The sequence below is a fragment of the Ketobacter sp. genome, assembly GCF_003671495.1.
Taxonomy (GTDB): domain Bacteria; phylum Pseudomonadota; class Gammaproteobacteria; order Pseudomonadales; family Ketobacteraceae; genus Ketobacter.
Window position 1 is genome coordinate 111269 of the sequence record NZ_RCHN01000006.1, and the last position, 23014, is coordinate 134282.

General features: G+C 56.7%; 17 protein-coding genes. 4 read left to right on the forward strand and 13 right to left on the reverse strand.

Features of this window, described 5'->3' with window-relative positions; all coding sequences use genetic code 11:
- Window positions 1-17: 17 nt before the first annotated feature.
- From D9N14_RS01955 to D9N14_RS01980, 6 genes are all read right to left on the reverse strand, one after another.
- Complete coding sequence (locus tag D9N14_RS01955; RefSeq protein WP_290576284.1) at window positions 18-1043, reverse strand: AraC family transcriptional regulator; 1026 nt, start codon at window positions 1041-1043, stop codon at window positions 18-20.
- 75 nt (window positions 1044-1118) lie between these two features.
- Window positions 1119-3620 carry a hybrid sensor histidine kinase/response regulator gene (locus D9N14_RS01960; RefSeq protein WP_290576286.1) on the reverse strand — a complete coding sequence of 834 codons (2502 nt, stop codon included), beginning with the start codon at window positions 3618-3620 and terminating at the stop codon, window positions 1119-1121.
- Window positions 3621-3700: 80 nt separating this feature from the next.
- Window positions 3701-6577: an EAL domain-containing protein gene (locus tag D9N14_RS01965; protein ID WP_290576289.1), complete on the reverse strand. Its 2877-nt coding sequence runs from the start codon at window positions 6575-6577 to the stop codon at window positions 3701-3703.
- A gap of 57 nt (window positions 6578-6634) precedes the next feature.
- Window positions 6635-7339, reverse strand: coding sequence for a DnaA regulatory inactivator Hda (gene hda, locus D9N14_RS01970; RefSeq protein WP_290576291.1), 705 nt, complete (start codon window positions 7337-7339; stop codon window positions 6635-6637).
- Window positions 7332-7898, reverse strand: coding sequence for a CDP-alcohol phosphatidyltransferase family protein (locus tag D9N14_RS01975; RefSeq protein ID WP_290576293.1), 567 nt, complete (start codon window positions 7896-7898; stop codon window positions 7332-7334). The genes hda and D9N14_RS01975 overlap by 8 nt, the downstream gene beginning before the upstream one ends.
- Window positions 7899-7908: 10 nt before the next feature.
- Window positions 7909-9063, reverse strand: coding sequence for a DUF2066 domain-containing protein (locus tag D9N14_RS01980; RefSeq protein WP_290576295.1), 1155 nt, complete (start codon window positions 9061-9063; stop codon window positions 7909-7911).
- 150 nt (window positions 9064-9213) lie between these two features.
- On the opposite strand from D9N14_RS01980, the gene purM reads away from it, so the two are divergent.
- From purM to D9N14_RS01995, 3 genes are read left to right on the forward strand one after another with little or no spacing between them, the layout of a single operon-like run.
- Window positions 9214-10260 carry a phosphoribosylformylglycinamidine cyclo-ligase gene (gene purM, locus D9N14_RS01985; protein WP_290576297.1) on the forward strand — a complete coding sequence of 349 codons (1047 nt, stop codon included), beginning with the start codon at window positions 9214-9216 and terminating at the stop codon, window positions 10258-10260.
- Window positions 10261-10902 (forward strand): phosphoribosylglycinamide formyltransferase, encoded by a 642-nt coding sequence (gene purN, locus D9N14_RS01990; protein WP_290576299.1) that lies wholly within the window; start codon window positions 10261-10263, stop codon window positions 10900-10902. It abuts the gene before it with no gap.
- Window position 10903: 1 nt separating this feature from the next.
- Entirely contained in the window at window positions 10904-11602 is a 699-nt protein-coding gene (locus D9N14_RS01995; RefSeq protein ID WP_290576301.1) for a DUF3108 domain-containing protein, read from the forward strand.
- Between the two features lie 2 nt (window positions 11603-11604).
- Here the strand turns inward: D9N14_RS01995 and D9N14_RS02000 are convergent, their stop codons facing one another.
- From D9N14_RS02000 to D9N14_RS02030, 7 genes are all read right to left on the reverse strand, one after another.
- Complete coding sequence (locus D9N14_RS02000) at window positions 11605-13746, reverse strand: EAL domain-containing protein (RefSeq protein WP_290576307.1); 2142 nt, start codon at window positions 13744-13746, stop codon at window positions 11605-11607.
- The gene (locus D9N14_RS02005) at window positions 13743-14324 is read right to left on the reverse strand and encodes a chemotaxis protein CheB (protein ID WP_290576309.1); all 582 of its coding nucleotides are present in this window, start codon (window positions 14322-14324) and stop codon (window positions 13743-13745) included. The genes D9N14_RS02000 and D9N14_RS02005 overlap by 4 nt, the downstream gene beginning before the upstream one ends.
- A complete protein-coding gene (locus D9N14_RS02010; RefSeq protein ID WP_290576311.1) occupies window positions 14317-15159 on the reverse strand; it encodes a CheR family methyltransferase in 843 nt (280 codons plus the stop codon). The genes D9N14_RS02005 and D9N14_RS02010 overlap by 8 nt, the downstream gene beginning before the upstream one ends.
- Entirely contained in the window at window positions 15159-18761 is a 3603-nt protein-coding gene (locus tag D9N14_RS02015; protein ID WP_290576312.1) for a response regulator, read from the reverse strand. The genes D9N14_RS02010 and D9N14_RS02015 overlap by 1 nt, the downstream gene beginning before the upstream one ends.
- A gap of 179 nt (window positions 18762-18940) precedes the next feature.
- A complete protein-coding gene (locus D9N14_RS02020; RefSeq protein WP_290576314.1) occupies window positions 18941-20764 on the reverse strand; it encodes a diguanylate cyclase in 1824 nt (607 codons plus the stop codon).
- 172 nt (window positions 20765-20936) lie between these two features.
- A complete protein-coding gene (locus tag D9N14_RS02025) occupies window positions 20937-21788 on the reverse strand; it encodes an SPFH domain-containing protein (RefSeq protein WP_290576316.1) in 852 nt (283 codons plus the stop codon).
- A gap of 17 nt (window positions 21789-21805) precedes the next feature.
- Window positions 21806-22258 (reverse strand): NfeD family protein, encoded by a 453-nt coding sequence (locus D9N14_RS02030; RefSeq protein WP_290576318.1) that lies wholly within the window; start codon window positions 22256-22258, stop codon window positions 21806-21808.
- 132 nt (window positions 22259-22390) lie between these two features.
- Here D9N14_RS02030 and D9N14_RS02035 point away from each other — a divergent pair, with 132 nt between their 5' ends.
- Window positions 22391-23011, forward strand: coding sequence for a carbonic anhydrase (locus D9N14_RS02035; RefSeq protein WP_290576320.1), 621 nt, complete (start codon window positions 22391-22393; stop codon window positions 23009-23011).
- Window positions 23012-23014 lie beyond the last annotated feature (3 nt).

Genomic DNA, 23014 nt, shown 5'->3' on the forward strand with positions numbered 1-23014 from the left:
TTGTCCAGCCATCAAGTTCAACCATCCCGTTCTGCCAACACCCGCTTGCGATAGGCTCCGGGTGATATCCCCTGCCAGCGCTTGAATGCGTGATAAAAGTTTGATGTGTCGGAGAATCCCAGCAGTTCCGCCAGGCCGTCGATATCAATGCCCGGGTCCGCCAGATCCCGCAGCGCCCGCTCATGACGGCAGGCGTCGCGCAACGCCACAAAAGAGGTATGCTCCTGTTTCAGTTTGCGCTGCAGGGTGCGGGCCGTCATGTTGAAATGTTCCGCCACATCCTCCAACGAGCCAGACCCCGTGCCCAGGTTGCGGCTGATCAGGTAGCTCACTTTGGCGGACAAGGATTCACGGCTTTCAATGGAACGCAACTTTTCTGCCGCCAGCACCCGTACCCCTTCGTGATAATCCGGATAGGAGGTCAACAACGGTTGCCCCAGCTGGTCCCGGTCGAAAACAATTTCGTTGTGACTGCAATGAAACTCCACACAATCACCGAACACCCGTTGATAATCCTCAAGATACTCCGGCGGTGCATGGGAGAAGCGCACCCGCTTCAGTTTCAGGCGATCAGCAACCAGGGCATTGGCAATGGACACCACTGTGGATGCCACCAGATCGTAGTGTACCCGCAGGTTGTGGGGCACCATGGCGGTGTCAATCTGGTAACGCAGCACCGCATCAGCGCCCACGGTAGTCAGTGAAAACTCCGTAAATGGGGTAATCAGATTCTTGAACTGGAACAATTCATCCAACGCTTCCTGGATGTTCTGACTGGTTGCAATCAGCTGTCCCACCAGATCCAGGCTGTGATATTGAATGGCCTCCCCCAGTACCAGGCCGAAGGCCGGATCACCGGTGACCTCATAGGCGGCATCCAGAATCCGCATCTGCTGGGTGACGCTTAAAAACGCGCCGGCTCTCTGCTCTACCGACAGATCCACATTGGCCCGCTGCAGAATCTTTTCCATATTCAGTCGATTCTTGATGGCAAGATCCATAATGGCGGGAATAATTGCAGCCGGTACCAATCGCTCTTTCATCGTGTACACATTTTCTTGTTGTAAACGCCCAGTTTACTGCATTTGGCGCTGGCCATACAGATCAGACGCCAGCGCCTAATTCGCATTGGATGCCTCTGCGCCCAGCTCCAGATAGCGACTCAACACCCTCTGCAGCTGGGCAAAGGATACCGGTTTGCTGAGGAAATCCACCATACCGGATTCCAGTGCCAACTCCCGATGCTTGTCCATGGCATGGGCGGTCAGCGCAATGATAGGGGTCGCCTGCAGCCCTTTGGACTTCTGCCACTTGAGAATGCGAACGGCTGCTTCATAGCCATCCATCACCGGCATCTCACAATCCATCAGAATCAAATCATAGCTGCCACTGCGCCGCTGAACCTTTTCCACTGCCGCCCGGCCATTGTCCGCCAGCTCTGGCGCAATGCCCATCTTCTTCAAAAATTCCAGCATCACGTTCTGATTGATTTCATTGTCTTCCACCAGCAACACGTTGAAGGCATCATCCGCAACCTGAGTGCGCTGGCGTTCGGTTGCCTGCGTCGAAACCGGAGGGCGCACCTCAACGGCTTCGCCATCAAACAGGTCCAGCACAATGGGGCGGTCGGCGATGCTGACATCTTCGGGCATGGCCAGCGGAATATCAAACCAGAAACAGGAGCCCGCCCCCAACTCACTCTTGACGCCCATCTCTCCGCCCATTAGCTGCACCAGCTGCTGACTGATGGCAAGCCCCAGGCCGGTGCTCACGCGGTTGGAGCGACCCAGCTGATTTACCTGACTGTAGGACTGAAACAGCCGTGCCTGGTCTTCATAGGCGATCCCCATTCCGGAATCCTCCACTTCGAAACGAATCACCAGGCGGTCATTGTGGATGTGGTCGGTCAGGTGCACATTGATGTGAACGTAGCCCTTCTCAGTGTATTTCAATGCATTGGACAGCGTGTTCAACAGGATCTGGCGAATGCGCACGTTATCACCGATCAACTGCAACGGCGTCCCCGGCGCGATGATGCAACCCAGCTCCAACCCCTTGTGGCGGGCATCGAATTCATAAATGGAGCAGGCGTCGGATAACATATCCTGCAATCCGAATTCCGCTTCGTTCAACTCCATCTTGCCAGCTTCAATGCGGGACAGATCCAGCACATCATTGATCACTTCCAGCAGCCCACGCCCCGCATTCTGGATCGCGTTGATATAACGCTTCTGATCTTTGTTCAGTGGGGTTTCCTGAATCAGCTCCACCAGTCCCAGCATACCATTCATGGGAGTTCTGATTTCGTGGCTCACTTTCGCCAGGAACTCGGTTTTGGTGTGGCTTTCATCTTTGATCAGGCGCATCTGCTCGTTCATGGTCACGTGCTCCTGTTCGATGGATTTTATGCGAATGCTGATCACCACCGACAACACCACCAACTCAAACATCCAGGCCAGGTTTACCCCATACGTAATCCATCGCACATCCGCACGGATCAGGAAAATATTGAGCACAATCCAGATGACCACCAGAAACACAGTACCGAAGCCCAACAGGTATACCCGCGCCGGGCGGTGCCCATCCACAAACCGTATTGCGCCGATCAATAGCAGGTAACTGCAAACCGCCAGGGTAATCAGCGCCGCCCACATATGAATGATCTTCAGGGGGATAAACAGGGATACGGCGGCTAAGGCCACCGACAGCACCACCAGCACGTTACCCAGGTGGTTTAACCACGGCCGGGTGTTTTTCATTTCCAGAAATTCGCGGGTAAACAACACCGCCGAGCCCACCCCAAGGCAGATCGCAAACGGCAGCCCTATGTCCTGCAGATCCAGCCCCGTCCAGAAGCGCGACAAGGTGCCATCCATGAATGTCATATAGGTGGTTCCACCCAACACATGCAGCGAAAAATACAGAAACACCGATTTCTTGGTCAGCAGGTATTGAATCAGGTTATACAACAGCAGCGCCATTGCCACACCGTACATGGCGCCCAACAGGCGCTCCACTTTATGTGATCGTTCAATATAGGAAAGCTGGTCGTACACCCGCAGGGGCAACAGAATGTTGGTGGAAGTCTCCACATGGAGCAGGCATTCCAGGGCTTGCGCTGCTTCCAACGTCAACGGAAAAACAAAGTTGCGCACCTGCAAAGGGCGGCTGTCAAACTGGACATGGTCACCCGCCGGGTAGTATATGGGTGCCTGATTGGGGCCGAAGCAGAAGACTTCAACGGCATCCAGCACCGCGTAATCCACTTCCAGAAACAACTGCCGTTTATAGTTGAGGGGGTTACGCAGTTCCAGGTAGAACCAGAAGCCCCCATCCAGAAACCCCAGGTTGGGTGAGCCCTTTGGCAACGGCACGAACTCACCCAGCCGCAACGTCTGTAATGCTGCATCAAAGCCAGCGCGGCTTTCCTGGTCGTGCCAATACAGCAAATAGGGCGCCAGGTTCAAGCCGTCCACTTTGAGGGGAAGCGAAACGATCGGGTAATGCTCCAGGGATTGGTCGGCACGGGCCACGGCTATCCACAGCGTCACCAGCAGCGACATCAACAACAGGAAAACCTGTCCTGAGCGGATTTTCCCCAAGGTTTTGCGAGCTTCCATCACACTCCAACACGGCCCTGTTTGTGTGTATTCTTGTTATCGGAATGGCAGAATATAACCACTCGCCTGCGAAAGCTCAATCAATCTCCATTGACCGTGCCCCCCTGAGGCACGTTCTCCCCCCAGATGGAGGCAAACGGCTCCGGCTTGCTGATGTGGTAGCCTTGGGCATAATCCACCCCCAGTTCCCGCAGAATATCCAGGATTTCCTGGTTTTCGACAAACTCGGCCACCGTCGTCAAGCCAAACACCTTGGACACTTCCACCACCGCCTTCACCAAGGCCCGGTCTTCCGTCTCCGACGCCAGATGACGAATGAAAGAGCCATCGATTTTCACCAGGTCGATGGGCAACTGCTTGATGTGATAGAGGGAGGAAAAGCCCACCCCGAAATCATCCAGCGCAAATTTGCAGCCCAGCTTTTTGATGTCCCGCATTTTTTCCGCGGTGGTCACCGCATCTTCCACCGCAGAGGTCTCAGTGATCTCAAAAATAATCTCTTCCGGATTGACGGCGTAATGTTTGAGTTTGCGGGATATCTCCTCATACAGATTGGGGTTGCGGAAGGAGATGCCCGACAGGTTGATGGCAAACACCGCGGCCTCACCCCGTTGTTCCAACTCCCGCTTATAGGCGAGCACCTTATCCACGATCTTCAGGTCCACTTCCTGAATCAGGCCCGAGGTTTCCGCCGACTGAATGAATTTGAAAGTGGGCAACGGCTTGCCGTCTTCATCCGACACCCGCAACAGCGCCTCAAAATGGGAGAGCTTACCTGCTTCAATGTTCTGGATCGGCTGGAATGCCACGCCCAGGCTGTCCGTAGAGAGGGCCTCCTTCACTTTCTCATTCCAGTAGACCCGCTCGTGGGTACGTTCACGATCCTGTTCTTCCGGCGAATAGATATGCCAGCCGTTGCGACCGGAGGCCTTGGCCTGATACATGGCGATGTCCGCATTGGCCACCAGATCATCCACATACTCGCCGTGATCGGGGAACAACGCCACACCGATGCTGGTGGAGACCCGGTGAATGCGGTTGCTGCCCATCACTTCCACACCGCTGAGCGCATCGCACAGCCGTGCAGCCACCTTGCCGGCGCCTTCGGTGTCCACCTCCCGCACCAGCATGGCAAATTCATCCCCCCCCAAACGGAAGATCAGATCCGAATCCCGGGCTTCGATACGCAGACGTTCGGAAACCCGCCTTAACAGATTGTCCCCCACTTTATGGCCACTGGTGTCGTTCACATCCTTGAACTGGTCCAGGTCGAAAAACAGGACCGCGCCGGAGCGGTTGTAACGCTTGGCATGGGAAATGGATTTTTGCAGTTCCTCACCAAAGCGGCGACGGTTGAACAACCCGGTGAGGGTGTCATGGGACGCCAGCCAGCCCAAGCGCTCCTCGGCTTCCTTGCGCTCGCTGATGTCCAGGGCGATACTCAGGATCTGGTGACCTTCCTTGCCCGCCGGCAACAGCGAGTGATACCAGGCCATGTACATGGTGGTGCCGTCTTTGCGCACGACGGCGGATTCATGATGCAGCTCATTGCGGAAGCCGTTGGAAAGCTCATTGATCTGGAATTGCAGATCCGGCAATTGTTCACTCTGGGGCAACAACCAAAAGAACGATTTGCCCACCAGCTCCCCGGTGTCATAACCGGTGATCCAGCTGCAGTGGTGATTCACCATGGCGATGCAGCCGGTGCGATCCTGGGTCAGGATCAAGGCATGGGCCGTATCCAGAATCCCCTGCACGAAATGTTTTTCCGATTCCAGGTCGACGGTTTTCTTTTCCAGTTCTTCGGCACGGCTGTGCAATTCCGACTGCAGCTCTTCCAACAAATGGGACAGGCGCATGGCGGAGCTGTTGAGCACATCGCTTTCGTCCGAAAACGGAATGTCCCGATGCAGCGCATTCAATTCCTGACGTATGTGGGTGAACTTCTGGGTGGCCAGCATGGGCAACACCGAGGCCATGGCCCGCAGTCGGTTCAAGGGGCCCCATAATGTGGTCAGCAGCACCAGCTCGGCAAAGATCAATCCCACCACGCCAAACACCAGCCCATTACGCTGCATGGTTTTGTGCTGGATCATTTCCGTAGTGATGTCGGTGACAATATAGAGTTCGCCCTGGCGGGGAAATACCGCGCCCCGTAGAGGGCGTAGCACCACTTCGTAATAGCGGGCGCCCAGCTGCACCAATATGCCATTGAATACTTCTGCCCGGTTGTACTGATCGGCCAGCTGCTTAAGCATGTCCAGGGAACGCCCCTCATTGGTGACATACACCACGTCGCTGTTCCAGCCGGACAGATTATTCTGGTGTTCAATACCATCCTGATTGCGCCGCACCGCCAGCGCCACTTCAGCTTTGGATAAACCCTGCAGGCGCTCCACCACCTGGTTCATATAGGCCCCCAACACCACCATGCCCTTGCCCCAACCTTCCAGCTCCAGGGGCACCACCGTATACACCTCGCAGGAATCAAAACAGGAAAGGGCCGAGCGCTGCTGCCAATCGGTGCGGAATTTTTCCACCATGTCCGGCGGGATACTGGGGTCCCCCTGCCATAACAGCACTTCGTCCGAAGGGGAAAAAATCACGATGGAATTGATGGAGGCCTCGGCCTGGAAGCGGGTCCATACCCCCTGGATGCGTTGACTGATCTCCTCAGGCTGGCCGGCGCGGATGGCCTGCTCCACCCCTTCAAAATCCACCAGCAGTCCGGACAACGCCTGCATGCGGTGCACCTGGCGATTGAGCAAGGCTTCCAGTTGCTCCACATAACGCTGGGTCCGGTCCTTACCCTGTTCCTTCAACTGCAACTGGGAGGAATAGCGGGAGGCCATGAGAAAGATGGTAAACACAATCACCAGCAGCGCACTGGTCAGGGCCAGTGCCCGCCACTTGAGGCTGATAAAGCGCTTTTTGTGATGCGTATGAGGATCGGTCATCGAGAGCTGGATCGACTCTTATTGATTCATCTATCCTAAAAAGTATAGATGAGAGATTTACCAGCTCATGACCTTTTTTACGAAAGGGATTGTTATTACGCGTTTTTCCTGCAAAGACTGCAGGTCCAGCCGCTCCACCACCGCCTGCAGAGCCCCCAGGGTACGGTCAGATCGGGACAAAATATAGGCAATTACGTCTTCTGACAGGGAAAAGTTACGCTGGCGAGCCATCAGCTCCAACAGACCGGCCTTATCCTCATCGTCGAGGCCCAGCACCTGGTACACCTCCATGGCCATGAGCCGGGATTGCAGATCCTGCAGCGGCACCGACAGTTGGCGGGGCGGCGCATCGGCACTCACCAGCAGCGCGGCCCCCAGATCCTTGAGCCGGTTGTACAGATGAAACAGCGCCTCGGCCCACCCCGGCTGGGCCACCAACAGGTGCAGATCGTCGATGGCCAACAGCTGGAATGAGGACAGGTTCTCCAGCAGCTGGGGCGAAAGGGAGGTGGCCTGCTCGCCGGCCAGGTAAAACGCGCTGTAGCCGCTGTCTTCCGCCCGCTGGGCGGCAGCCTGCAGCAGATGGCTTTTGCCGCTTTCATGGCTGCCCCACAGATAGACCCAGCCGCCAAGCGCCCCCGTCGACACCTGCTGCAGGCGTTCCACCAGTTGTTGATTCTGCCCGCTGTAGTAGCTGGCGAAGTCCGTATTCGGCCTGCGATAGAAGCGCAGCGCCAATTGGGGATGAAACGGCTCAGCCACCGGTCTGCCTCCGCTTGTTACGATAGCCCTGGATCGCCTGCAGGGTGTATTGCCCCATGCTCACCACACAGAGCACCACCACCAACGCACTCAGGCCCTCGATCCAGACGGGTGCCAACAGCGGCCACACCAGATTGCCCAGCACCGCCAGGCCCAGGGTGATCATGAGGAAGGTGCAGGCTTTGCTCAACAGCGTGGGGCGGCCCTGATAACGACCCACCGCAAACCAGTAACCGATGGCCCCCAGAAAAATGTAGACATCCCGGGTCACCACCACCGCCACCACCCACCAGGGCATGTGCCCGGTCAGCCCCAGGGTCAGATAAGCGGTCACCATCAGGACTTTGTCGGCCACCGGGTCGGCGATGGAGCCGAACTGGCTGCGCCACTGAAATTTGCGGGCCAGAAAACCGTCCGCGCCATCGGTGGCACCCGCCAGCAGCAGGGTCCACAGGGCCCGGTCATGCTCCCCGTTGACCGTATACCAGACGAATGGCAATACCAGCACCATGCGAAGCACCGTGAGGATATTGGGTATGTGTCGAACCGCTGAGCTCATGAAAAGGGATTTACCCGTTCCATCGATAATAGAGAATCTCAGGCGTGGTCGCTGCGCCCGGGGCGGCCTCAGGGATCTGTGCTGCCGGTTCCGGGTCTGACGCCCCACCCAGGGGTACCACCAACTGCGGTGGCTGGGGCAACAGTTTACGATCAATGCGCAGACTTTGCTCCAGGGCTTCCAGATTGCTTTCCAGAGTGATGAGATATTGATGCTGGCTGCCTTTAACCTGGCGCAGGCGCCAGTCGCGGATGGCCAACACGCCGTCCAGGTATTCCCCCAGGCGCGCATAATCCTTGAGCTCGTCCACACCGGATACGTCCAGCAGCACCTGTTCTCCCACCTCCATGGAGGCCTGAACCGCAAAGCGGGCACCCACCCGGTCCCCCAGCTGATCCATAAAGGCCACCACCGCCTGCTCCACGGTGGCGCCGGACACCTCCCACCATTGCTGGCGATCGTCCAGGCTCATGGCGGCACTGATCTGGGCGCCATCGGGCGTCAGCAGCAACTTGGCCACCACCACCACGTTGGCCTGGTAGCGTTGCGACGCCTGCTGAATCGGGTCCACGAACATACCCCAGATGTCCCCAGCCCTCACCAGGGCGAGATCTTCGCTGTCAAAATGGGGTAGTACCACCGGCAAGCCACGGCGGGCCGCCTGGGTTTCGAGCAATTGTTGCAGTGCGGGCTGGCTCTGGCCACCGATCACCTGGCGGGAACCGCCGCCATCACGCACCGCTGACCACAACACGATATTGGGTCTACTGGCGGACCAGATCGGGAACCCCTGCCGGCGCAGGAACTGATTCACCGCCACTTCATCGAAACTGACATTGAGAAGCACAGTCTTGATCAGCTTGCCGTCTTCCGGAGACAGGGTCTCCCGGGTCTGATAACCATACTGCACCATAAATCGGGAAGCGGACTTGAGGGCATCCTGCACCGCGCCCTCTGCGACTATGGCCGAGTTACCGCTGACCCGCACCAGTACCCGGGCCAGCCCCTCACCCAGGGCGGCTTCCCGCGCCTCGGCGCTGCGGTTGTCCACCACCACTGTGGCCTGGTAGAGATTCGCCACCTCTGCCCCGTGGGCAACCGCCCCCAACACCATCAAGAAACTTAACACTGTCAGGGTGATGAAATGCTTGACAACCTTACTCATAACGCACTGGCGAACCTCGAAAAACCATTGCGCGAAAGTGTACAACGTCCCTGCCGGTGATAAAACCGAAACCTGCGCATTGGGCTTGTGGGCAACACCTGATAGAATAGCGCCCCCTAATTACTCCCAGACAGTCAAGGCTCAGCGACCATGTCAGACAAGACCCCTTCTCTCAGTTATAAAGACGCCGGTGTGGACATCAATGCCGGAGATGAGTTGGTTCAACGCATCAAAGGGGTCGCCAAACGCACCAGCCGACCAGAGGTACTGGGTGGCCTGGGGGGCTTTGGTGCTCTCTGCGAGATCCCAGAAAAATACCGCAAGCCGGTGCTGGTGTCCGGCACCGATGGCGTGGGCACCAAGTTGCGCCTGGCCATTGACCTGAAAAAGCACGACACCGTGGGCATTGATCTGGTGGCCATGTGTGTGAACGACCTGGTGGTGACCGGTGCGGAGCCGCTGTTTTTTCTGGATTACTACGCCACCGGGCACCTGGATGTGGACGTGGCCGCCGACGTGGTCACCGGCATCGGTGCCGGCTGTGAGCAGGCCGGCTGTGCCCTGGTGGGCGGCGAAACCGCCGAAATGCCCGGCATGTATGAGGGCGACGACTACGACCTGGCCGGCTTCTGCGTCGGGGTGGTGGAGAAAGACAAGATCATCAGCGGTGCCAGTGTGAGCGCCGGTGATGTGCTGATTGGCCTGGCCTCATCCGGACCCCACTCCAACGGCTACTCCCTGATCCGCAAGATCATCGCCGTGAGCGGCGCCGATGTGCAGTCAGACCTGGACGGCAAACCCCTGGCCGAGCACCTGATGGCGCCCACCCGCATCTATGTGAAGCCCTTGCTCTCACTGATCGAGCAATTCCAAATCAAGGCCCTGGCTCACATCACCGGGGGCGGCATCACCGAGAACGTGCCCCGCGTACTGCCGGCCGGGACCAACGCTGTGATTGACACCACCTCCTGGCAGTGGCCTTCGGTGTTCTCCTGGCTGCAGCAAAACGGCAACGTGGACACCCGGGAAATGTATCGCACCTTCAATTGTGGCGTTGGCATGATCCTGGCGGTGCCGGCGGAACAGGCCCAGGCAGTGGTGGCCGAGCTGAACAATCTGGGGGAACAGGCCTGGGTCATCGGCGGCATCGAAGCCAGTGCCGATGCTGACGCAAAAGTGGTGCTGCAGGGCCTGTAAATGAACATTGTCGTTCTGATCTCCGGCAGCGGCACCAACCTGCAGGCCATTATGGACGCTGTGGAAGGCGGCAAGATCCAGGGCAACCTGGCCGCCGTCATCAGCAATCGCCCCGATGCCAAAGGCTTGATCCGGGCCCGTGAACGCGGCGTGGAAACCCTGGTGGTGGACCACACCAGCTATGGCACCCGGGAAGCCTTTGATGCCGATTTGCTGCAGGCTATTGAACACTACCAGCCGGACCTGGTGGTACTGGCGGGCTTCATGCGCATCCTCACGGATCACTTTGTGGACCACTTCAGTGGACGCATGCTGAACATCCACCCCTCCCTGTTACCGGAATTCAAGGGCCTCAACACCCATCAGCGGGCCCTGGATGCCGGCGCAACGGAACACGGCTGCAGCGTGCACTTCGTCAGCAGTGAGCTGGACAGCGGCGCCGTGATCGGTCAGGCCAAAGTGCCGGTTGAGGCGAACGATACCGCGCAGAGCCTGTCTGAAAAAGTGCAGCAGCAGGAACATCGCCTGTACCCTGCCTGTGTGGCGCTGTTCTGCAGCAACGCCATCCGCCTGTCCGCGGACGGCGTGCTCTACCAGGGCTCATTGCTGCCGGCCACCGGACTGGATCTCACTGAGGATTAATATGACATTGCTGCGCGCCCTCCCCCTGCTGCTGGTGCTGTTGGCCGGCATCTCCCGGGCCGACGCCGAAACCATGCCCTTCAGCCCGTTCACCGCCCACTATCGGGGCGAAGCCAATGGGATGTCGGTGCAGGATCTGGGTACACGCACACTAAGCAGCCTGGGCCAGGAGCGTTACCGCATTGAATATCGGGCCAAGGCCATGATCTACAGCCTGCAGGAAACCTCTGAGTTCCTCTGGGAGAACGGTCAGCCCCAGCCCCTTCATTACGATTCCAGCCGTGGCACGTTTCTCAAGAAACGTGAAAGCAGGATCGACTTCAACTGGACTGCAGGCCAGGGTCGCTACGTGCATAAAAAGAAGGCAGGTAAGTTCACCCTGAGCGAGGGACTGCAGGACCCACTGAGCAGCACGTTACTGTTGGCGTTGCAGGTGCAGGCGGGGCAATCCACAATTCGCTTCCGGGAAGCAAAAGGCGATGATCAGGACCTGCGGGTGTTTTCACTGCTGGGGACGCCGGAGCTGGAAACCGAAGCCGGGCGCATCAAAACCTTCCACCTGAAACGGCAACACGATGACAGCAAGCGCCACACCGAAATCTGGTTGCACTACGACTATCCGTTCATTCCAGTCAAAGTGGAACAGACCGACGACGGCGACCGCTTCCTGCTGGAGCTGACCCGTTTCAAAATTCACTGAATTCAGGAGTTGGCAGCACCGTCCATGCGGCTGTCCAAAGGCAGCAGGTGCTTGTCCAACAGGGATTCCAATTCAGGCGCCGGCACCGGCATACTGTAATAAAAGCCCTGGGCCGTACTGCACCCCAATTCCAGCAAGCGCTTGGCCTGGTCCTCCTGCTCCACCCCTTCAGCAATGACATCCACACCCAGTCCCTTGGCCAGCGCCACCACCGCCGAGATGATCGCGCTGCCCTGAGGCTTGTGCACATTGTCGACGAAGGTCTTGTCAATCTTGAGCACCGTCAACGGTAACTGCGCCAGATACCCCATGGAGGAGTAACCGGTGCCAAAATCATCCAGGGCAATACCGGCACCCAGCTTACGAATGCCCGCCAGGTTACTCAGGTTGAGCTCCGTCCGTTCCAGGAACAGGCTTTCAGTGATTTCAATTTCCAACAGTTGTGGGTCCACCTGAATGGAGTGGATGTGGGCGCTCATGACATCCACCAATTCCAGATCCTGCAGCTGCTGCACCGACATGTTCACGGAGATCCGGAACCCATCCGGTAACGCGTAACGTTCGCTCCACTGCTTCACCTGATTGGCCGCGGTTTCAAACACCCAGCGGCCAATCCCATTGATCAACCCGGTTTCCTCAGCAACCGGAATGAACACCGTGGGGGAAATCATCTTTCCCGCCACCTGCCAGCGCAACAAGGCCTCCGCGCCAACCACGCGCCCGGTATGCATATCAAACTTGGGCTGATAGTGGAGCGCAAAATCCATGTGCTCGACCGCGCGGCGCAACTCCACTTCCAACGCCATGGACTCCTCGACCTGGGTCTTCATATCCGGCTCAAAAACGCGATAACGGTTGCGACCTTCATGCTTGGCCTGATACATGGCCATGTCGGCGTTGCGGATCAATTCGCTGGCGTCTTTACCCATTTCCGGATAATAGACAATGCCGATACTGGCACCCACATACAATTCCTGGCCAAAAATCTCGAACGGTTGCGACAGGGACTGGATCAGCTTTTCAGACACACGCTCAGATGCGCGTTCCGCCTGATCGCCGTTGATGATCACGGTAAACTCGTCCCCACCCAGGCGGCACAGAATGTCCGAATCGCGAATGCAATGATTGACCCGCAAAGCCACTTCCTTCAGCAGCTCATCGCCGGCATCATGGCCCATGGAATCATTGACCTGCTTGAAGCGGTCCAGATCCATAAACAACAAAGCGAAGGGCTGGCCGCTGTGATCACTGTAGGTGATGGAATTATTCAACGCGGAATTGAACAGGTTACGATTACCCAGTTCAGTCAAGGCATCGTACTGCGCCATAAAGTGCAGCTTTTCTTCAATCTTTTTGCGTTCGGTAATGTCTTTGAACACGATCACCGCGCCGTCAAACTGGCCGGAAGGAGAATGGGTGGGGCTGGCGGTATACTCCACCGGCAACATCTTGTCATGATGGGAGCGGAATACCCCCACGTCACTGTGATAAGCCTTACCCTCTGAACAGGCTTTGTAGAGTTTCGTCTTTGACCAGCCGCTGTCTTCCGGTTGCTGGGCCGACACGATCACGGCCTTATACAGGGGCTGACCGATGAGCACCGAACTGTGCATGCCCAGAATCATTTCCGCCGCGGGGTTCACAAAGGTGATGGTGCCTTTCAGGCACACCCCGATGATGCCCTCACCCACCGAGCGCAATAAAACTTCATTGCTGGTTTTGACCTGTTTGAGTTTGCTCAGAGCCTCTTCCAGTTTCTGCTGGCGACCGTCCAACTCCAGGAAGATGCGCACTTTGCTCAGCAGCACAAAGGGGTCGAAGGGTTTGAACAGAAAGTCCACCCCGCCGCTTTCATAGCCTTTGAACATGTAGCCTTCTTCTTTATTGATGGCGGTAAGGAAGATAATGGGGATATGACGGGTCTTGGGACGCTGGCGCATGAAGCTTGCCACTTCGAAGCCATCCATGCCCGGCATCTGCACATCCAGCAACACCATGGCAACGGTTTGCTTGAGCAGGATGGAAAGGGCCTCCGGACCGGAGGTGGCGGCGATCACTTCAACATTGTCCAGTTCACCCAGGGTCGCTTCCAGCGCAACCAGGTTGGCCTTTTGATCGTCCACAATCAGAATGCTCTGCTTCATGACTGCCCTCCTGCAGCAAAGGAAGACAAGCGTTCCGCGATGCGCACCATCGGCAAGATCTCATCCACTTCGGTGGCGGCAATGGCGGCCTTGGGCATGGAATCCACGGTAGCCTCAGCAGGTTCCTGCACCATGACATAGCCACCATTTTCTTTGATGTAGCGCACGCCCTCTGCACCGTCGGCGTTGGCTCCGGTGAGCACACAACCCACCAGATGCTGCTGGTAGACTTCCGCCGCCGACTCCATCGCCATATCAATAGAGGGCCGGCAGAAATTCAGCGGGGCATCCAGGCTCAGTGAGAACACCTTGCCGCTGTCAATGAGCAAATGATAATTGGGCGGTGCCACATAAAAGCAGCCCGCTTCTATTCCCTGTTTATCTTCCGGCTCCTGCACTTGTAAGTGAGTATACTTGGCAAGCATTTCGGGTACGCCACTGGACCTGTTGGGACGCTGATGCAACACAGCCACGGTTGGTATTCGGTAATGCTCAGGCAATGTCTTCAGCAATGTAATCAGTACATCCAACCCACCGCTGGAAGCGCCGATCACCACCAACTCAACCTGCTTAATCAATCCGCTGGAACACTCTTGCTGATTCATCGATGGCTTTATATCTAAATTCGTTAGGCAAACTGCGCAAAGACTCTTTGATGCCGAGACCCAGGAAGCCACCCAAATCCAGACTGTTATGAAATAAGGTTAGCACCTTAGTTTGAAGTTCGCGCCGAAAGTAAATTAGGACATTACGGCAGATCACCATCTGCATCTCCCCAAACACCTGATCTGTAACCAAATCGTGCTGGGTGAACACAATATTTTTCTTGAGGCCGGGATCAATCAGGAAGCGCTCGTAACCCACTGAAATGAAATCATCCAGGCCGCTTTTGCCACCGGCATCCCGATAGTTCTCCCGTGCTGTGGCCAGCATCTTGTCGTGATAGACGCCTTTGCTGGCCTGGTCCAGCACCTGGGAATTGATGTCCGTAGCGTAGATTACCGCTCGTTCCCCCAGTCCCTCTTCATGTAAAAGAATGGACATGGAGTAAGCCTCCTCCCCGGTGGAACAACCGGCATGCCAGATCTTAATGAACGGATGACTGCGCAGCTCCGGAATCACTTGCTCCCGGATCACCCGATAGAATACCGGATCCCGAAACATATCCGTCACATTCACGGTCAACCCACGCACGAAGTGGACACAGCGTTTTTTATCGCGGACCAGCTCATGCTGCAGATCACAGGGTCGCAGGATGTGATTATCCGACATGTAACGCGCCACCCGGCGCCGCAACGAGGCTCTGGAGTATTCCCTGAAGTCATAACCCCAGCGCAGATAAAGCGCCTGCATCAGGCACTCCACCTCCACTTCAAATTCACTGAGCTGATCCAGCTTTCCATCCTGCGCCATTACGCCTGCCCCAACCACATCTTCACGATGGCTTTCAGTTTATTGGTGTCCACCGGTTTGGATAAGTAATCGTTGGCCCCCGCCTCAATACAGCGGGCACGATCATCCTTCATCGCCTTGGCGGTCAGTGCGATTATCGGCAGAGTCTTGAACCTGGGGTTGCTGCGAATCTGCTGCATGGCTTCCAATCCGTCCATTTCCGGCATCATCACGTCCATCAGCACCAGATCGAACTCAGCGGAGGACTCCAGCATTTCGATGGCTTCAACACCGGTACCGGCGGTCTCTATTTCAAAACCGCTTTCCTCCAACACCGCCGATAACGAATACAGATTACGGATATCGTCGTCCACCAATAGCAGGCGCTTACCTTCCACATCGGCTAATTTTACCGTGGAGGTATCCTCCGGCTCCTTGAGGTGGGCTGGCTGCTCTGCCCCTTTCAACCAATGCAGGAACAGCGTGGTTTCATTCAGCAGGCGGGAGATGGATTTGTCCGTCTTCAACACAATACGCTTGGCGAATTTGCGCAGCTGCGCATCCTGGCGCTTATCCAGGTCCCGGGCGGTATAGATAATGATAGGGGTATTGCCGTTGGTGCAGTGGCTCAGGGTTTCCGCCAATTGGAAGCCGTCACTGTCTGGCAACTCCAGATCCAGAATAATGGCGCCGAACTGCTGCCGCTTAAGGCAATCGATGGCCTGCTGCCCGGTCTCCGCCATCTCACAGATGACATTCTGTTCTGCGAAACTGTTTTGCAGTTGTTCCTGCTGAACAACATCATCTTCAATGACCAATACCCGGTTGCTGCTCAGCTGGCTCAATTCCGAACTGATGTCGTTGAACAGCTGATCCAGACGGTCGCGACCAAAGGGCTTGGCAATGAACTCCTCCGCCCCCTCAATGCTGGATGGATTGACATTGAGTTTTCCGGAAATCACGTGCACAGGAATATCTTTGGTTTGGTCATCCCCTTTGATTTCACTGAGGAAGGCTTCACCAGGCTCATCCGGCAACCCCAGATCAAGCACGATGGAGCCCGGGCGCTGTTGCTGCAAAAACTGCCGGGCATCTTTCACTGAGTGGGCACAGAATGCGGTGAAGCCGAATTCCTCTGCCAGGTTTTTCAGTACACCACTGAAGCTGGCATCGTCTTCCACAATCAAAATCGCATTGCTGACAGGAACCGGCTCCGCTGCGATTGCCTTGTGCCCGTTTACGGATGCGGATGAGGCCGGTGAGACGACCGGTTGATCCGCGCTGGCACTTACCCGTGCCGGCGCCATGACGGCGGCCGGCGCGGCGCTACCACTGGAGACTCTGGGCAGGAACAAACTGAACACCGACCCGGTGTTTTCCCCTTCGCTGGTGACCTTGACTGCGCCCTTCATGATGTCCGCCAGTTTGCGGGATATGGTCAAACCCAGGCCAGTACCGCCGTATTTGCGGGAAATGGTGCCATCCACCTGCTGAAAGGCTTCGAAGATAAGGTCCAGCTTGTCTTTGGGAATGCCGATACCGGAATCCTGAACCCGAAACTCGATGGCATCGGCCTTCGGCAAAATGCCGGCGCTGGTGGCGACATCGGACGGGGGCACACACATACTCACCACCACCTGGCCCTGGTGTGTGAATTTCAAGGCATTGGAAATAAAATTACGCAGGATCTGGCTGAGACGATGCTCATCCACCACAATACTCTCCGGCAGATTCTCATCAATCTCCACCACAAAACCAATCTGTTTGTTTTCCGCCTGGGCATCAAACTGGCCGTGCAACTTCGACGCAAGATCTTCCAGCGGCATGGCTTCCGCCACCAACTCCAGTTTCCCCTCCTCCACTTTCGACAGGTCCAGGATGTCATTGATCAACATCAGCAGATCGCGGCCGGAGGAATTGATCACGCGGGCGTGCTCAACCTGCTTGTTATCCAGGTTGGATTTCCGATTCTCCATCAAGCCCTGCGACAGAATCAGGATACTGTTCAGTGGTGTGCGCAGCTCGTGGGACATGGTGGAGAGGAATTCCGTTTTGTAACGGCCACTCATCTCCAGCTGCTGGGCTTTCTGCTCCAGTTCCTTACGGGAAACTTCCAGCGCCTGGTTGTTTTTCTCGATCTCGTCTTTCTGTCGATCCAACAGGCGATTACGCTCTTCCAGCTCTTCGTTCATTACCCGCAGCTCTTCCTGCTGTTGCTGCAGACTTTCCTCCGAGGAACGCAAAATGGCGGCCTGTTCTTCCAACTCCTCGTTAGTGGCGCGCAATTCCTCCTGCTGTTGTTCCAATGCCTCCGCCTGCAATTTGGAACGGTCCAGCGCATCCGCCAGCTGCACCCGGGAGATCGCGGAGTTCAAGGCAATCGCCATGCCCTCTGCTGCCCGAGTTACAAATTCAATGTCCTCTTGAGAAAACGGTTTGAAGCTCATCAGCTCCATTACCGCCAGCAGGTGATTATTGAATTCCAGGGGAATCACCATCACCTGCCGGGGTGTGGATTCACCCAGCCCGGAAGCAATGGGCGTGTAATCGCTGGGCAGATCGCCCACCACAAACAGATTGCGCTCCACGGCCGCCTGCCCCACCAGGGATTCGCCGATCTTGAGGCGGCTACGATCGCCCTTGCGCTGGGAATAGGCGTAGCTGGCCCGCATCACCAACTCATCGCCTTCCACCAGATACACCGCCCCCACCAGGGAATTCAGCATCGAAGCCAGGCTGCGCAACATGGACTGCATAACCTGATCGATGGTCTGCTCGCCACGCAGGGCCTCGTTCAGCCTGGCCACCTGTTCCTGGCGCCGACTACGCAGGTGAGCCTCGCTGCTTTGTTCCTTGAGCCGGTCCCGCATGATGGCCAGTGCGGCAAACAGCTTCTGCACTTCCAGGCTGTTGGCCTCCCCGATTTCCACATCCAGATTGCCATCGGAAATTTCACCGGAGAGTTCAATCACGTCATCCATGGCACTGTTCACTACCAGGAACAGCCAGATATACGCGCCCAGCACCAGCACAACCAACATCGCGCCAAAAACAAACTGCTCGCGGGTGACCACTTCGGCGTCTCCCCGGATCGACGTCATGGTGGCTTCCAGGTTGCCGTTGATTTCGTCCGCAAACTCCCGTAACAGGGTTTCATAGTGGCGGCGCTTGGCAATGGAGGGCCCCACCGCCGCGTACATTTCGTCGCTGCTGTACGTGCCGTCGAGCACGTCCGAGGTAAAGCGCTGGGTGGTTTCCACGAATTCTTCGAAGGCCGCCTGCAGCAGGTCTGCCTGCACACTGAGGGATGGCTTGAGCTCATCCAGCTTATTCAACATCTGGCGCTGGCTGCGTGCCAACGTCACCGCTTCGCTCAAGGTGTCCTTGTCGTTCTCAGCCATGGCGGCCTCAAACAGGCGATTGACATCCACCAGGCCTACCTGCAACTGGTTGGCATACTGCACCAGCACCAGATCCACTTCCTGGAATTCCTCCAGCGCCTGGGTGGTGTCCTGAAAGAAACTGTAGTTACTGAACACGATGGAGGAGAAGCCCACCAGGGCGATCAGCGCGATGGTGGTCATCTTCAGCTTGATGGACAGGTTTTTGAGACTGTTAAACATCTTTGCCCGGCAATTGATTCAATGGTTCAAGATGACTTAGGCCTCCGCCAGGCACATCCCATCCCGCCAGGACCCCGGATTCGGGCCGCAACCTGGCTCCCTAGTTTTTTTAGTTCTATTTCAATAGATTACTAATAGGTATAGTTGACCGAAACTGTCTGGTCAAAAATGCCGGCCAATCAAGCGGAACTGTGCACCACCCGGTTGCGGCCCGCTGCCTTGGCCTGATAGAGGTTGGCGTCCGCGGTTTTCAACAGGCTTTCGTTATCATACCGGTCGGAGGGAACCCGGCTGGCCACACCAATGCTGGTGGTCATGGTGATGGACTGCCCTTCCCACTCCACCGTGATGGACGCCACGGCAGCGCGAATATTTTCCGCCACCACCCGTCCTCCGGCCTCATCGGTTCCCGGCAACAGTGCCACGAATTCCTCACCGCCGTAGCGTGCCACAAAGTCCGGCGGACGGCGCAACGCGTCCGTCACCACCTGCGCAAAGCGCCTCAAGCATTCATCTCCACACTGATGTCCGTAGCGGTCATTGAGCTTCTTGAAGTGATCAATGTCCATCATCAACACCGTGATGGTGCTTTTCTCGCGGAAACTGCGCTGGTACTCGGTTTTCAGCAACTCATCAAAATGACGCCGGTTATAGAGCCCGGTTAAACCGTCCTTGATGCTCAGTTCTTTCAGTTGCCGGTTGGCCACCTCCAGCTCTTCCGTGCGCTGCCGAACAATCTGGTCCAGGTTCTGGTTGACCTCCTCCTGAACCTGCAGCGCTTTGTCCTGCGCCTTGATGCGCATCTCTTTTTCTTCATTGACCCGATGCCCAAATGACAGCGACAGCAGAATCAGCTCCAGAACTGACCCGATCTCCAACGCATGAGCCGAAATCATATTGGGTTGGGTACGACCGGTAATCTGCAACAGGTACACCAGGATGAACACCAGATAAATCAGCCAGGCCAACGCAAAGGTGCGCGCCGCCCGCACCCCCTTGATGGAATAAACCACTCCCAGATACACACCAAAGCTGACCGCAACAAAGGAGATCGCATGGGCAATTTTCAACACCAGCAGGTAGGGCAACACAAACGCTGAGGCCAACACCCCAACGAACGCCACCAACAGCACCCGACCCAGCAGCCGGTTAATCCCCCGCTCTGTTTCCAGTTTGAGAAAGCTGCGCACAAAGGCAACGGCCGCCAGCGGCATGATGGCCGTCAACACCAGCACCATGATGTTGTTCATGGCGACCGATTGCGGCCACAGATACTGAAAGCTGGCACCGGTCAGGGTGAATTGCAGGGCGGTGGTGCTGAGCACATAGAACAGGTAATAGAAGTAGGTAAAATCCCGCACCAGGATAAAAATAAACAGGTTATAGAAGAACATTGCCAGCATGATGCCGAAATAGGCCCCATACCATGCCATCTCCAGCTTGTCCTGCTCGTGAAACCGGGATTGTGTGATCGCATCCAGCGGCACTTCCAACGGACCCTGGGATTCCACCCGCAGGTAAAGCTGCGCCTGGGTCAGCTTCAGATCATTGACCGGAAACAGATACACCCGGTTATCCACCGGGCGTCGATGGAAGGGTACCGTATCCCCCAGCTGGTAAGATTCGATGATCCGGCCGTCGTTGACCCAGTACACGTCCAGGCGGTCGATGTGCGGGTAGTTCAATCGGATATAGACCGGATCCCGCAACTGATGGAGGTTGTTCAACTGCACCACAAACCAGTAGGGAATGTTGGACTGACCGAAGTTCGTGACACCCGCCTTGTTCAATTGCCAGGGTGCCACTTCACCCCGCAGCAGGTTATCAATGGTCCGGCTTTGGTCATCGGGCAGAAACAGGAGGAACGGGCTGAGGTTGATGCGGTCCAGCTGGTTGATCTCACTGAGATCAATGGCCTCAAACCCTGGCGGTACGTCCGACCGGGCAAAGCCTGCGCCGGCCAACAGCAACCACCAGAGACCCAGTGCGGCTGCCAACAGCATCCGCCCGTTCAGTCTTATTGTTTTGTGGTTGACGTTAACGTCCGCGGTGGTTGTCAAAGAAGGGGTCGGTCCAACGGTAAGTGACTATCCTGTATACATTCAGGTTAGTTCACCTACCGTGGTCGTCAATCTATCGGCGGCCCAGTGCTGCCAGGATATTGTCAGGGAGACGTCAGAGTTTACCCATCATGCCCTTGACCGCAGCCGGCAGGTCGGCGGGCAGCACCACGGTCTTGCCGTTGGCGGATTTGGAAATCTGTTCCAGGGATTTAACGTACTTCTCACCCAATAGGTACACCACCGGCATTTCCTGCTCCCCAATGGCCGAGGTCACCATCTCAATGGCCCGTTGACTGGCCTTGGCCAGCACCACCTGCGCCTCGGCATCCCGCCGGGAAGCTTCCAGGCGGCCTTCCGCTTCCAGAATGGCCGCCTGTTTGTCCCCGTCCGCCCGCGTCACTGTCGCCCGTCGGGCCCGCTCTGCCGCAGCCTGCTCTTCCATGGCACTCTGCATGGTGCCGGAGGGGTTGATATCCTGGATCTCCACTGTCTTCAGGGTAATCCCCCAATCCGAAATATCGTCGGAAATGGAGTTCTTGAGGTGGGCCTTGATCTTGTCACGGGAAGACAACGCGTCATCCAGGTCCATTTCCCCGATAATGGAGCGCAGGGTGGTCTGCACCAGGGTCTGGATCGCAATCCGGTAATCCTCCACCCCGTACACGGCCTTCTCCGGCGAAATGATATTGATGTAGGCCACCGCATTGGCAATGATGACCGCGTTATCCCGGGTGATGACCTCCTGGGAGGGGATGTCCAGTACGATGTCTTTGGTGGTGACCTTGTAGGCCACCGAATCGATGAACGGAATGATGATGTTCAGGCCCGGCGCCAGGGTACTGTGATACTTGCCCAGCCGCTGCACCACCCACTTATACCCCTGCGGCACCAAGCGCACCCCTTTGGCCAGGGTGACCAACACCAGAACGAACAAGGCTCCCACCACATAGAGTCCGGCGTACATAACGATTTCTCCTGTTGTTATACTTTTTCCACAATCAATGAGTTACCCGAGACGTCCTTCACCCGTACCCGATCCCCTTCCGCCAGGGCATCCTGTGACATAATCAGCCACTCGTCCGCCCCCAGAATAGGCGCCGGAAACCGCAGCCGCCCCCGCTTGCCATCCTGGGGCACACTGATCACCTGCCCCACCTCGCCCACGATCGCCTCCCGGGAGAGCCCGGCCTTGGTCTTGTCGATGGAAAGCGGCTTCAGATATTTGAACCAGAAAAACGCCAGTACGGACGACAGCAGCGTCCAGATCAGGATCTGCCAGGTCAGGTCCAGGCCGGGCGCCACAAACAGGACACCCCCCATAAGCACCGCCGCAATGCCAAACCACAAGACAAAAAACGTCGTCAGCATGATTTCACTGAGCATCAGGAGCACACCCAGGACCACCCAGTGCCAGTACAAAACCTCGAATCCCATATTTATTCCACAAGGAAATGAATGATTTAGCTTCAAGAATAGCATAGGGAATGATTAGAAGATGAATGACATTTTTGGTAATGTGTCTCCTGGCTGATATACAACGACCAACGCAAGGACTTGAGAACGAACATGATTACCGGAAAAGAAGCTTTAGAGCGCCTGATTGAAGGCAATCGTCAATTTGTTGCAGGGCAGTATCGAGACCAGGAAATGAGCGCAGAGCAGCGCAGCGAAATGGCAGCCAGTCAAAGCCCCTTCGCCATCATCCTGGGCTGTTCCGATTCCCGCGTGCCGGTCGAGGTTATTTTTAATCAGGGCTTCGGGGACCTGTTCGTGATTCGCGTGGCGGGTAATATCGTGGCGCCCTCACAGATCGGCTCCATCGAGTTTGCTGCTGAGGCCTTCGGCACCCCCCTGGTGGTGGTGTTGGGCCACAGTAACTGCGGTGCAGTGAAGGCCACTCTGGATTCGCTGCGCAATCCCGGCGGCAGCCAGAGCCGTAACCTGCGCTCCATCGTGGACCGGGTCCGACCGGCCGTCGCGGCGCTCATCAACACCGACCTGGTCAACGACCCGGACAAATTGACCGCCGCTGCGGTTCGCTCCAACGTCTGCGTGGCGGCGGGCTCCCTGCGCCATGGCTCTGAAATTCTCGAGCAACTGGTGCAGAGCGGGAAACTGCTGGTGGTAGGTGCCGAATACTCGCTGGAAAGCGGCGAAGTGACCTTCTTCGATGGTGTGCCGGTTTAACCG